The sequence below is a fragment of the Pseudomonas sp. G3-39 genome (assembly GCF_054790485.1).
In genome coordinates, this window is record NZ_CP186497.1 from 930,384 (window position 1) to 943,136 (window position 12,753).

At 58.0% G+C, this 12,753-nt stretch carries 12 protein-coding genes; 8 read left to right on the plus strand and 4 right to left on the minus strand.

Annotated features, from left to right (window positions below):
• The first annotated feature begins 165 nt into the window (after nucleotides 1–165).
• Nucleotides 166–1,125 (plus strand): MerR family transcriptional regulator, encoded by a 960-nt coding sequence (locus tag ACOYXG_RS04105; protein WP_027610871.1) that lies wholly within the window; start codon nucleotides 166–168, stop codon nucleotides 1,123–1,125.
• 3 nt (nucleotides 1,126–1,128) lie between these two features.
• On the opposite strand, the gene ACOYXG_RS04110 is transcribed toward ACOYXG_RS04105, so the two are convergent.
• Both ACOYXG_RS04110 and ACOYXG_RS04115 read right to left on the minus strand, forming a co-directional pair.
• Nucleotides 1,129–1,734 (minus strand): hypothetical protein, encoded by a 606-nt coding sequence (locus ACOYXG_RS04110; protein ID WP_027610872.1) that lies wholly within the window; start codon nucleotides 1,732–1,734, stop codon nucleotides 1,129–1,131.
• A gap of 55 nt (nucleotides 1,735–1,789) precedes the next feature.
• Nucleotides 1,790–2,266 (minus strand): PAS domain-containing protein, encoded by a 477-nt coding sequence (locus tag ACOYXG_RS04115; protein WP_027610873.1) that lies wholly within the window; start codon nucleotides 2,264–2,266, stop codon nucleotides 1,790–1,792.
• Between the two features lie 151 nt (nucleotides 2,267–2,417).
• On the opposite strand from ACOYXG_RS04115, the gene ACOYXG_RS04120 reads away from it, so the two are divergent.
• A complete protein-coding gene (locus ACOYXG_RS04120) occupies nucleotides 2,418–2,873 on the plus strand; it encodes a flavodoxin (RefSeq protein ID WP_443532128.1) in 456 nt (151 codons plus the stop codon).
• On the opposite strand, the gene ACOYXG_RS04125 is transcribed toward ACOYXG_RS04120, so the two are convergent.
• Nucleotides 2,863–3,750, minus strand: a complete 888-nt coding sequence (locus tag ACOYXG_RS04125; protein ID WP_253151074.1) for a LysR family transcriptional regulator — start codon at nucleotides 3,748–3,750, stop codon at nucleotides 2,863–2,865. The two genes, ACOYXG_RS04120 and ACOYXG_RS04125, sit on opposite strands and share 11 nt — an antisense overlap.
• Before the next feature lie 94 nt (nucleotides 3,751–3,844).
• Between ACOYXG_RS04125 and ACOYXG_RS04130 the strand changes: the two genes are divergently transcribed.
• The 6 genes from ACOYXG_RS04130 (at nucleotide 3,845) to ACOYXG_RS04155 (ending at nucleotide 11,920) form a co-directional block, all read left to right on the plus strand.
• The gene (locus tag ACOYXG_RS04130) at nucleotides 3,845–4,231 is read left to right on the plus strand and encodes a CidA/LrgA family protein (RefSeq protein WP_460356049.1); all 387 of its coding nucleotides are present in this window, start codon (nucleotides 3,845–3,847) and stop codon (nucleotides 4,229–4,231) included.
• Nucleotides 4,221–4,907: an LrgB family protein gene (locus tag ACOYXG_RS04135; RefSeq protein ID WP_460356051.1), complete on the plus strand. Its 687-nt coding sequence runs from the start codon at nucleotides 4,221–4,223 to the stop codon at nucleotides 4,905–4,907. Before ACOYXG_RS04130 ends, ACOYXG_RS04135 begins: the two co-directional genes overlap by 11 nt.
• Nucleotides 4,908–5,038: 131 nt before the next feature.
• Nucleotides 5,039–5,821, plus strand: a complete 783-nt coding sequence (locus ACOYXG_RS04140; RefSeq protein ID WP_097090406.1) for a class II aldolase/adducin family protein — start codon at nucleotides 5,039–5,041, stop codon at nucleotides 5,819–5,821.
• Nucleotides 5,821–6,723, plus strand: coding sequence for an alpha/beta fold hydrolase (locus ACOYXG_RS04145; RefSeq protein WP_460356053.1), 903 nt, complete (start codon nucleotides 5,821–5,823; stop codon nucleotides 6,721–6,723). The genes ACOYXG_RS04140 and ACOYXG_RS04145 overlap by 1 nt, the downstream gene beginning before the upstream one ends.
• A gap of 201 nt (nucleotides 6,724–6,924) precedes the next feature.
• Nucleotides 6,925–7,836 (plus strand): SDR family oxidoreductase, encoded by a 912-nt coding sequence (locus ACOYXG_RS04150; RefSeq protein ID WP_460356055.1) that lies wholly within the window; start codon nucleotides 6,925–6,927, stop codon nucleotides 7,834–7,836.
• Between the two features lie 601 nt (nucleotides 7,837–8,437).
• Nucleotides 8,438–11,920 (plus strand): dermonecrotic toxin domain-containing protein, encoded by a 3,483-nt coding sequence (locus tag ACOYXG_RS04155; RefSeq protein ID WP_460356057.1) that lies wholly within the window; start codon nucleotides 8,438–8,440, stop codon nucleotides 11,918–11,920.
• A gap of 31 nt (nucleotides 11,921–11,951) precedes the next feature.
• Here the strand turns inward: ACOYXG_RS04155 and ACOYXG_RS04160 are convergent, their stop codons facing one another.
• Nucleotides 11,952–12,737 carry an IclR family transcriptional regulator gene (locus ACOYXG_RS04160; protein ID WP_027610880.1) on the minus strand — a complete coding sequence of 262 codons (786 nt, stop codon included), beginning with the start codon at nucleotides 12,735–12,737 and terminating at the stop codon, nucleotides 11,952–11,954.
• Nucleotides 12,738–12,753 lie beyond the last annotated feature (16 nt).

Below are 12,753 nucleotides of genomic sequence, written 5' to 3' on the forward strand. Positions count from 1 at the left end.
CATTGCGCAAACCGGGGTAGGGGTCTGCGCTTTTCAACAAGCAAGGATTATTCCCGATTTTGATGACAGTTTCAGAGACTTTCGTCTCTGTTTATTGGGTTGAACCGACAGAGGGCATCGGATGTAGAATGGGATCCAAATTTACCGAGCGGACACACCAGCACCATGGCTGTTATCACGGACGCTAACCCTGCCTCGCAGGCCTCTGTCGCACTTGAGCGCGAAGAGTTGTTCCCTATTCGGGAGGTGTCGCGGCTGACCGGCGTCAACCCGGTAACGCTGCGTGCATGGGAGCGCCGCTACGGTTTGATCCAGCCGACGCGCACCGAAAGCGGGCACCGGTTGTATTCGATGACCGAAATCGAGCGCGTGCGCAGCATTGTCGACTGGATTGATCGCGGCGTTGCCGTGAGCAAGGTCGGCAAGATCCTGGCGAGGACCGAGCCGCTGAAAGCCTTGGCCCATATCATCCCCGATGATCTGGTCCAGGCCGATTACGCGCAATGGCAGCAGCAGGTGCAATTGGCCGTCAGTTCGTTCGACGACCGCGCGCTGGATCAGGTTTACAACCAGATCTTCTCGTCCTACTCGCTGCCGGTGGTGTTTCCGAACATTCTCATGCCTTTGTGGCTGCAGATGTTGCAGCGCCAGGATGCCTTCGGGCAGACCAGCGAGTGGCTGTTTTTCGACGGGTTCCTGCGGGCGCGGGTGTTGCAGCGGATCGTCGCGCTGCGCGGCACCCAGCCGCGCAAAGTGATTGTCAGTGCGCTCGCCGGTCAGTGTCGTGAACTCGAGCTACTGGTTGCCGCGTTGTTTCTCAGTGGCAATGATGCGGGCGTGCGGGTGCTGACCACCGGCCAGCCATTCGATGAGTTGGCGCTGGTGTGCGAGCGGATCAAGCCGCAGGCGCTGGTGCTGTTTTCCAACCATGCCCCCACCGCGGATTTGCCGCGCCGTCTGAATCGACTGGCCTTGAGTCTCGACTGTCAGGTAATGCTCGCCGGCGACGCTGCCGATCTGGCACAGGACAGTCTGGCCGGATCCTCGATCGGTTGTCTGGGCAATGAAGGAGCGACGATGCGTCAGCGCATGACGCAATTTCTCGCAGGTACGCTGGATACCTGAATATCAGGTGTGCAGGGCGGGGTGGGTCAGACGGTGTTGTTGCAGGATGAACTGGCGCAGCCGTTCGGTTTCATCGGCGTCGGTCTGGCTCAGCTCGTAGGCGTAGAAGCCGTGCTCGGTTTCGCGCTCGAAGTTGCCGCGCAGGGAAATCCGCTCGTAACCTGAAGGGCTGAACCACAGCGCGAAATGCTTGGGCGGTTTGGTCTTGTTGCGCATTTCCAGCAGCACGCCTTTGTGCGACACCTCGTGCACCCACATCATGCCCGGTTGGCCTTTGGCATTTTCCAGCGCGACCGGCTCTTCGAGAGTCAGGCGCCATGGGCGAATCATCGGCCCGTCTTCGTAAATGCTCGGCACGCCCAGGCGCAGGTGCAACGCGTGGAATTCGTCTTCCACCAGGTGCAGCGGAAAGGTCATTTGCTGATTTTCGAAATTGGCCTGAATGGTCACTTGCTCGTGAGCCGCCAGGCGTGTGAGCAGGTCACGGATCTGCGAACCTCCATTGACCAACAGGCTCGACGTCGCATCCCGCACATTGAGCTGCGGGTTGTGCTGCATGGTCTGGATGAAATCCAGCTCATCCTGGGTCAGGAGTGCGTCGCGTTGCATGGCCTGGCTCGAAAGAAATAGTTACAAAGTCATTGGTGATTGTAGTTACTGACACTTAGTTCGCAGTTTTGTTTGCGCCGTTCGTCGCTTTCAGGGCGGCGAGTTCGGCTTGCAAGGCGGCAACTTGTGCTTCCAGTTGTGCAACGCGTTGCTGCGCCTTGACCTGAACCGTGACATCTTTCTGCACACCGACGAAATAAGTCTGGCCGTCATCAGCGTTTTTCACTGTCGACAACGACAGCTCGTTCCAGAATGGTGTGCCGTCCTTGCGGTAGTTGCGCAGGATTTCCCGGCACGCCCCGCCGTTGTGCAAGGTGTCGCGAATCAGCGACAGACCGGCTTGATCGCGGTCTCCTGACTGCAGAAAGCGGCAGTCCTGATAAAGAATCTCTTCGCTGCTGTAACCGGTCAGGCGTTCGAAGGCCGGGTTTACGTAAATCAGGATGTTGTCCTGCTCGCCTTCCTTTTCGGCCACCACGATTCCATCGTTCGACGCGTTGATCACCATTTGCAGCAGACTGGCGTTGATCATCAATGAATCCTTTCAGTGTCGATAATGGCTGGCATTCTAGAAGTTCCAACGCCGCTGTCTACTGGCTATCACGGCGAATCGGGGCTGGATCGCGGCTTTTGCGTCGGACTGCTACTATCGCCGCTCTTTTTTCCGCTTCAGGATCAGATTGATGAAAGTCGCCATCCTCTCCGGCTCGGTATACGGCACGGCCGAAGAAGTCGCCCGTCACGCGCAGAACCTGCTGAAAGACGCCGGTTTTGAAACCTTCCACAACTCGCGCGCCAGCCTGGCGGACATTCAGGCGTTCGGCCCTGAAGCGTTCCTCGCGGTGACCTCGACCACCGGCATGGGCGAGTTGCCGGATAACCTGCAGCCGCTGTATTCGGCGATTCGCGATCAGTTGCCAGCCGCGTGGCGCGGTTTGCCGGGGGCGGTGATCGGCTTGGGTGATGCCAGTTACGGCGATACGTTCTGCGGCGGTGGCGAGCTGATGCGTGAGTTGTTCGCCGAGCTGGGCGTGCGTGAAGTGCAGGAGATGCTGCGTCTGGACGCCAGCGAAAGTGTGACCCCGGAAACCGACGCCGAGCCATGGCTGGCGCAACTGATCGCCACCCTCAAGGGCTGATCGCGCGTTCGCGCAGCAAGGCCAGCCAGGCCTGGGCGGCTTTCGACAGATAGGCACCCCGGCGCCAGATGAACGCGATGTCCCAGCGCAGATACTCTGGCGCGCGCAAGGTCAGGCGCACCACGCCCGGACGCTCAAGAGCCCGGGCCACCACGCTGGGCAGCAACACCACGCCTTGCCCGGCGGCCACCAGCGCCACGAGAAAATCCGCTTGCCCACTGCGCCCGCCTTCTTTCGGGGTAAAGCCCAATTGCTGGCAGGCCTGCAGTAAACGGTCATTGAGCACGAAGCTGCGCTGATACAACAGGAACGGCGTGTCGGCCAGCTCCTCCAGGCCAATCTCGCCGCGTGCTGCCAATGGGTGATCCACCGGCAGCAACGCATCGAGTTTTTCATCGCAGAACGGCTGAAAATCGAACTGTGGATCTTTCGGCAACAGGCTGCCACCCAACTCCAGTTCGCCGCTGAGCACCGCCTGCTCGACATTACGGCTGCCACCCTCAAGCAATTGAATACTGATGTTCGGATAGCGCCGGCGATACTCGGCGAACAACCCGGCGAACAGCGCATCACTGCCCAGCAGCGGCAGACCGAGGCGCAATTCGCCGCGCGCCAGCTGGCTCAGATCATCCAGTTCGCTGAGCAATTCGTTGCGCAAACGCAGCATGCCCTCGGCGCGTTGCAGCACCACGCTGCCCGCGGCAGTCAGGCGCAGTTGCGAGCCCAGTCGTTCGAGCAACGGCGTGCCGAGGCTCTGCTCCAGTTGCGCGACTTGTTTGCTCACCGCCGACTGACTGATGTGCAGGGTTTTCGCTGCCTGGGTGAATCCGCCCTGATGCATGACTTCGACAAAACTGCGCAGCTGTTTGAATTCCATGATCCGATTCCGTTTTGGAATAGTGTCGAGTCTAACAATTCGCTTCTGGGATGGCAGGCCGCTTCGTAAAATAAGCCCCTGTAAGGAGCCCATCATGAACGCTGCATCCCTCAAGTATCTTTCCCGTCTTTGCGTCGAACTGGCCGTGTTGCTCGGTCTCTACCTGCTCGGCTGTCAGATCGCCGCGTGGCTGGCCTGGCCGATTCCCGGCGGAGTCATCGGCATGGCCCTGTTGCTGTTGGCGTTCGCGTCTGGCTCGGTCAAACCGGCGGCGCTGCAACTGGGTGCCGGATTGTTGATGGCCGAGATGCTGCTGTTCTTCATTCCGGCGCTGATGAGTCTGCTCGACTACGGCGCGCTGTTGCGCGATGACGGCTGGCGGATTTTGCTGGTGATCGGCGCCAGCACCCTGATGGTGATGCTGGTGACAGCCTTCACCGTGGAGCTGGCCGTGCGCCTGAGGCGGTCCCATGAAGCTTGAGCTGATGCCGATGTTCTGGCTCGCCTTCACCCTGTTGGCGTACCTGTTCAGTCGCTGGATTTACCGGCGCACCGGGCGTTACTTGCTGTCGCCGCTGATTCTGGTGCCGGCGCTGCTGCTGGCGCTCGCGGTGCCGCTGCACACCGCCTATGCCGAATACGCCAGCAACACGCATTGGCTGATGCTGGTGCTCGGGCCGGTGACGGTGGCCTTCGCCGTGCCGATCTGGCAGCAGCGGCGTTTGCTGGTGCGGCACTGGTCGGCGCTGCTGCTGGGCATGCTCGCCGGCAGCGCGGCGTCGATCGCTACGTCGTTCGGCCTGGCCAGGGCGCTGGCGCTGGATAGCTCGGTGACGATGTCGCTGGTGCCGCGTTCGATCACCACGCCGTTCGCCATGCCACTGGCGCAGGATCTCGGTGGCGTGCCGGAACTGACTGCCGTGTTCGTGATGTTTACCGGTGTGTTCGGCGCGATGCTCGGCGGCGTATTGCTCAAGTGGCTGCCGTTGCGCAGTGCGTTGGCGCGCGGCGCGTTGTTCGGGGTTGGCGCGCACGGCGCAGGCGTCAGTCGGGCGCATGAAGTGGGTGGTGAGGAAGGCTCGGTTGCGGGGCTGGTGATGGTGCTGACCGGGCTGCTCAATCTGTTCGCCGCACCTTTGTTGGCGTCGTTGCTTTGACATGGATCCAAGGTGTTTGCCCGGCTGACCCGCTCAGTCATCAAGCTGGCTGGCAATGCAACTACGCGATCCTCTGCGCCTGACTAGACTGCTCGTACGTGCAGAACAATAAGAACGCAGAGGTGCATACAGTGAGCGTAGCCCCCGTCCAATTGTCCCTTGATGTCAAAGACCAGGTCAGTGCCGCGGAATGGCAGACCCGGGTCGATCTCGCCGCCTGTTATCGGCTGGTAGCGTTGCATGGCTGGGACGACCTGATCTTCACCCATATTTCCGCCAAGGTGCCGGGCACCGAAGACTTCCTGATCAACCCGTTCGGGTTGATGTTCCATGAGATCACCGCGTCGAGCCTGGTCAAAGTCGATCAGGCCGGCAACAAGCTCATGGACAGTCCCTACGAAATCAATCCCGCCGGTTACACCATCCACAGCGCCGTGCACGAAGTGCGGCACGATGTGGTTTGCGTGCTGCACACCCACACCGCCTCCGGTGTAGCCGTTTCCGCGCAAAGACAGGGTGTGTTGCCGATCAGCCAGCAGTCGCTGTTCGTGCTGTCGAGCCTGGCCTATCACGCCTATGAAGGTGTGGCGCTGAATCACGAAGAGAAGGCGCGCTTGCAGGCGGACCTTGGCGAGAACAATTTCCTGATGCTGCACAACCACGGTCTGTTGACCTGTGGCGGCACCATCGCCGACACTTTTCTGATGATGTTCACCTTCCAGCGCGCCTGCGATATTCAGGTCATGGCGCAGACCGGCGCTGCTGAACTGATTGCCATCGAACCGCAGATCCTGGCGGGCGCCAAAGCGATGATCGCCGGCGTCACCAAAAGTGCTCAAGGCATGGGTGGCGCGCTGGCCTGGCCGGCGTTGCTGCGCAAACTCGATAAACAAGACCCCGGATATAAACTCTGATGCCTCTTGCCGAGATCCCTCTGTGTGTCTGGCGCAAACGCAGCCGGACGTTTGTCTTTCGCGGTCAGTCGATCCGTTACTGGACGGCGGGGCAGGGTGAGCCGCTGCTGCTGATCCACGGTTTCCCGACGGCCAGTTGGGACTGGCACTACCTGTGGCAGCCGCTGGCCCAGCGCTACCGGGTGATCGCCTGTGACATGCTCGGTTTTGGGGATTCGGCCAAACCATTGCATCACCGCTACAGCCTGCTGGAACAGGCCGACCTGCAACAGGCGCTGCTGGCGCATCTTCAGGTCGAGCAAGCGGTGCATGTGCTGGCCCACGATTACGGCGACAGCGTTGCCCAGGAGTTGCTCGCCCGGCATTACGAAAACCGGATCGAGGTCGCCAGTTGCGTCTTTCTCAATGGCGGGCTGTTTCCGGAAACCCATCGCCCGGTCTTGATGCAAAAGCTGCTGCTCAGCCCCTTGGGCTGGATGATCGGCCGTGCATTTACCCGTGATGCGCTGGTGAAAAGCTTCCGACAGATTTTCGGCCCGCAGACCGGCCCCAGTGAAAGTGAACTGGATGATTTCTGGAGCCTGATCGAGACCCATCGCGGGCCGCGCATCCTGCACAAACTGATCGGCTACATCCCCGAGCGCCGTGTGCAGCGCGACCGCTGGGTGGCGGCCATGCAGCGTGATGAAATCCCGCTACGGGTGATTGATGGCGAAGTTGACCCGGTTTCCGGTGCGCACATGGTCGAACGTTACCGCGAACTGATTGCCGACGCCGATACGGTGCTACTGTCAGGTATCGGCCACTATCCGCAGATCGAAGCGCCGGTGCAGGTGCTCAAGCATTACCTGGCGTTTCGTGAGCGCCTGGAGTTGCCGCCGCGCAAGGTCGCATGCTCCTGAAAGATCAAAAGATCGCAGCCTGCGGCAGCTCCTATACCGATCTTCTGTAGGAGCTGCCGCAGGCTGCGATCTTTTGATCTTTTGACGCCCTCATCATCCCTCACCCTTATCGCGCACCATTCAGCCTCAGCCGTATTCGTTGTGACCCAAAGCCCTGTGCCTGACACTCGGACTCAATACTGGCCTGCTGGAGTTCCTGCGATGAATGAGTCCGTACGTTTCGAAGATAAAGTCGTGATCGTCACCGGCGCCGGTGGTGGCCTGGGGCGAGCGCACGCTTTGCTGTTCGCCCGGCACGGTGCCAAAGTGCTGGTCAACGACCTCGGCGGCTCGACCCAGGGCGAAGGGGCCAACGCCTCCGCCGCCGACCGTGTGGTGGCGGAAATTCGCGAAGCCGGCGGCATCGCCGAGGCCAACCATGACTCGGTCACCGACGGCGACAAACTGGTGCAAAACGCCCTCGACGCCTTTGGCCGTGTCGACGTGGTGGTGAACAACGCCGGGATTCTGCGCGACAAGACCTTTCACAAGATGGACGACGCCGACTGGGATCTGGTCTACCGCGTCCACGTCGAAGCCGCCTACAAAGTGACCCGCGCCGCGTGGCCGCACTTGCGCGAGCAAAACTACGGAAGGGTGATCTTCACCGCCTCGACCTCGGGCATCTACGGCAACTTTGGCCAGTCCAACTACGGCATGGCCAAACTCGGCCTCTACGGCCTGACCCGTACCCTGGCCATCGAAGGTCGCAAGAACAATATTCTGGTCAATGCCATCGCGCCTACCGGCGGCACGCGCATGACCGAAGGCCTGATCCCGCCGCAAGTGTTCGAACAGCTCAAACCGGAGCTGGTCAGCCCGCTGGTGGTGTACCTGGCCAGTGAACAGTGCCAGGAAACGTCCGGCCTGTTTGAAGTCGGTGGCGGCTGGATGGGCAAGGTGCGCTGGGAACGCAGCCTCGGTGCTGGCTTCGATCCCCGCAGCGGCTTCTCCCCGGAAGATGTCGCGGCGCACTGGCAGCAGATCTGCGATTTCGAAGGCGCGGCGCATCCGAAGGACAACATTGAAGCGCTGAAGGAAATGATGGCGAATTTGCAGAAGTATTCGCTGTAACGTTTGCCACGCCCCGCAAATACCGATCCCGTCGGTAATGCCTTCGCCCATAAAAAAGGCCGCTGCAAACGCAGCGGCCAAGGTAAGACGTTGGATCAAGGAGCTACAAATCAACGTCAGTGAACACCGGGGCGATCAATCGAAGCATCGACTCATCTGAAATCGGTCAGCGCTGGCGCGAGTTGCTCAGCAGCCAAGGCTTGGTGCTTTGCGGCGTCTGCCTGAAAGCCCGCTCAGAATAAGCACTTGAACCCGAAGGAAAAATAGCGATTCCGGACATGCACTGTTACGGGGCGTGCAACAGTCTTGATCGCGCCACAGGATCCTGCACGGACTGCGCAAAGTGTTCGCGCCCGGAAATATATCGCTTCGCTGTCTATTCTGGATGGTTGAGTTAGTTACTTTGTATAAAGTTTTGTGCGGATTATTTGTTTGTGAATTTGTCATTTTTTACAGGTGGTTTTTTTATTTCGGTTAATACCTTGTAATCTATATTTGTTGAAATGAACTGGCGCTTCTTGTTTGTCGAAAATAAAACTATCTTTCGCTATCGCAGTGATGCGGGGTTGCGTTCACTGAACTTGAAAGATAGGACTTGAATATGGATAAGTTATACAAAAGCTTGATGCGAGGTTCTGAAGGTGCAGAAGTAACCTGGAGGGCTGAGTGGGCAAAGGCCGCTGCCGCGCAGAATGATTTGTTCGCTATTGTTGAGGCGATCCCGACAGTTCGGCAGATTGCTCGGCAGGCATTGCAGCAAGAATTGCAGCAGCGGCAGAAGAATATCAATATCGATAATGTTTATATAAATATTACCGATCAGTCCAATGAGATTGAACGTCGTCCTTCGGGGAAACTGTCTGAGGTATTGCTTCATTGTCTTGATAATAATGTGGCGCCGAGCTATCTGGCTGGCGGCGGGGACGGTGTCTTTCACCTGCCCGATACCGTTGGCGAAGAGATGAGAGTCAAGGGCTTCAGTATTATCGAGGCTGAGGAGGCTATTACTTATACGCTGCGAAACATGGAGAGCAGCCTGCGTTCGGAGATAGGCAAATATTGGGCGGCCCCCGTAAAAATCGCAACAACTGAAAATACCGGACTGACAAATAAACAGGCCTTGCAGCAGGCTTATAACGTTGTGCTGACAGCGGAGCTTTCTTTAAAAGCCATGGCGGGATTTCTGGATCATGGCATGGCGACGCGCTATTGCTATTTGTTGAACCTGGAAAACGGCGCCGGCGCTTATAGCGTTGTGGTGAGTGCTGAATCCGACTCTCGCACTTCGCTTGTTCCGGGGTTTGTCCTCGATAATGCGATGCGGGCGGATCCGCAAATGAAACTGCTCAATGAGTCCACCGGTTATGTCATTCACACGCCAGGCAACGGCTTTGAATACTTCGCCAGGAATATCGACGCGCACGCAACGCTGCTGGCGCGTGTATCGGCGTCCGGTAGCAAAATCGCTTTCCCTAAAGCCACGCAAAGTGTGTCTGCTCATTGTGTCGACGCTTACTTGAAGGGACAACTCGATACGCTTGCAAGTCTGATGCGCGATCGCAAGGGCCAGACTCAAGCGTTCAGCCGGGTATTGCAGGACAATCAGGTGTTGTCGGTGATGCGTACTGACATCGGTCGTCGATTCGATCAAGTGCAGGCAGAACTCAAGCGGACCGAATGGCCACTCTGGCTGAAGAACGGTGGTAACGCTCTTCAGCAGCGTTACGTCGAGCTTGAGCGCTCGATGGAGAAATATCACTCTGACTACCGGGTGGTTTTCGACAGGTGTTTCTCGTTTAAAGATTATGTCTTGCGTTGTTTTTCCGAGTGGGCGATGAGCGCGTTGGGCGAGCAACTGGAAGCCGAGACTATAAAGGTGCGCAGCGTCCACAAGATGCAACTGGGGGGCCGCACCCTAGAGCAGGTCGATAACCGGACCCTGACGGAATTCATCATCTTCGGTCTGCATGACGAGGGGTATAAAGCCGAAATCAGCATCACCGGGCTGCCGTCCGGCAGCAGGCTGTCCGCTGCTGCACTTGAGCAATGGTTGAGCAACATCAACTTGCGCTCGCAGTTCGTATCCAGTCTTCCAACTGATCCATCGCCGGAGTTTGCACAGGCGTATCGCGACCACTTGCACAGCAACATCGAGTTCGCGCTTTTCGTTGCGCGCCATTCGGGCGTTTTCAGTGAAACCGAAGCGAAGGTCATTGAAAGGGCGTTGGCAGGTGACCTTTCGGTGTCTATTCGCGGATTGAGACTGAGCCTGCAGATTCCAGGGCCCGCCTTGAAAGGTGTGATGGTTTTTCGGGCACCGGAGACTCGGAACTATCTTGTTTATCTGATAACACCTGCAGGCAAATCCGTTTTCATGACGTTTGCGGATGTATTCGCTCTGAACAAATGGTTTGAATCGGCCATGACCGCTGATCGTCAATACGCGGCGTCATTGATTCATCCGGACTATTTGCACGAAGCCGGATCGTTGCGCGGTGTCAGCCGTCACTCCACCCATTATCTGTACAAGCTGGATACTCAATACTCGGATCTTTTCCCCAATGGCACAGCGCCGTTGCTCAATGACGTCAATCTCGCTTTTCAGTCTGAGCTGGCGTTACACAAGACCATTGCGCCTGCGCCTTACCGCTATCTCGGAATTGAGCCGCGCAAACGTTACGCTCGATTGAATACCGAACTGAAAGCGCTCTCCACCGTAGAGGCAAGGGACAATGCGTTCCCTTCTTTCGAACGCTTTACCCACGATGCGGTAAAGCAGAACCTTGAAAGTCTGTTGCGTTCGCGAGGACGAAATGTCGAGATCAATCCCGATCAGATTATTGTCCAGACTGACGATTTTCAGAAAAGCGTAACGGATCTGCTCATCGAAGGGCTATCGTTTGAAGCTGCCAATCCGGCTTATCCGAGCAAGTATGACCCGAGGTATTTTTTGACGGACGGCCATCCGGCGATCGATCAACTGGATATTCGCGATCTGTCCTCGTTATCGAAAACATTCCGTCCTGGTGACAGGTATACGGAAATGCTCAATACCGACTATCTGGACGGGAAGCATCCTGGCTATGCATTCAAGCGCGCCGTTCACGCAAAAAAAATTCGCTGTCAGATGCATTACGATCTGCTCTCCAACTACATCGATGGCAGGTTTGGGTCTGACATTTTTTTAGCGCTACAACGGGTTGTCGGGAATTTGAAAGAGGATGTCTATCACTACCCGATCAATGATTCGTCCGCAGAAGGTGATGAAGGTCTTTACGAATTCAATATCGGGAAAACAGGCTTGACCAAGTCGAGGGATCGTACGGTTGCGGGTGTCTACATCCTGCGGATGAACGTTCTCGGCCAGTTCCACGACTGGTTATATACGCCCGATGCGCCGGATGGCGTTGCCTATCGACCCATCAACGATTTCATTCCATCCATTCGTTTCCAATATGGACCGATGCGCGATTACTACTTTGACCGGGTTGCAATCGTCGATCAAAAAGTAATCAATGATTATTTTGACGATCTTGCCGCAAGCGGGAAACCCCTGCCTCCGGTCAAGACGCAAGAACGCGCCAAGTTGAACAACCTCTTCACGTTCCATGATCGGAGAGTGCGTCGCGCATTGAGCGATATCGATGAGCGAACCACCAGTTTGAAGGAGGTTATCGCGGGACTGGTTTACGATGGCCTGATCAAAGTGGTGAATGTCATCAGTCTCGCCGTGCCGCCTATTGGCTCCGTGGCCGTTGCGGTGCAGATGATGAAAAGTGTCTACGACGGAGCACAGGCGCAACGGCGCGGTGACTACTCGGCGGCACTGGGATACGGCGCGGACGCGTTGATCGGACTATTTACGCTCGGCCAGGCGGCCACAGCCGGTGCGAGCGCAGAGGTGATCAAGCAGGTGACCAACGTTCAACGATCGTTTCTCGGTCTGGTCGATGATGCACGGTCGGCGGCGCAATTCGTCGCCGAGGCGGCGGGTCATAAAGCGGCAGATCAACAGTTGATCGATTTCTTCACTGAATTGATGAAGGATCGGGTAACCGGCATCAGCCAGACCATCGTGCGCTGATCCCCGGGCTGGCGCCTGGAGATCGCCTGACTCAACCGGCTTGCTCATACCCCATTCGCCAGCTCACGGCCCGCGACGCCGCCAGTAACCGCTGCGCCGCCGGGCCGTCTTCATCAGCGTGGAACAGTGAAGTCGGGCCGACGATGGTCAGCACCGCGGCGATCTGCCCGACTGCGTTGAACACCGGGGCTGACAACGCGTCCACACCTGGCATCAACAAGCCGTGCACATGATGCAGACCGCGTTCGCGGATCTGCTCGCACAAACCGCTGTAGGCATTTTGATCGGCCAGTGGATGGCCGGCGACGGCGATTTCCTGCTCGCGCAACTCATCGGTTTCCCGATGCGGCAGAAAGGCACTGAACACCAGCCCGGTGGACGAGCTGAGTAACGGCAACACCGAACCCAGTTGCGTCACCACCGTCACCGCGCGCACCGCCGGTTCGATGTGCACCACGGTCGCGCCCTGATTGCCCCACACCGCCAGAAAACAGGTTTCGTTCAGTTCATCGCGCAACTCGGACAGGGGCAGGGCGGCGACTTTCAACACGTCCATACTGTTCAGGGCTGCCAAGCCTACACGCAACGCTTCACGGCCGAGGCCGTAGTGGTTGGTGGCGGCATTCTGCTCGGCAAAACCGCTGGCGATCAGTGCCTGAAGATAACGGTGCACCTTGCTCGCGGGCATCTGCACATGTTCGGCCAGACGCGACAGTGAGGTAGAGGGCGACAACTCGGCCAACGCCTTGAGGATGTCGGTGCCGACCTCGGCGGAGCGGACTTTCTGTTTGCCGTTGCTGTCGCTGGTTTTTTCCATGGTGCGGCCGGGATCC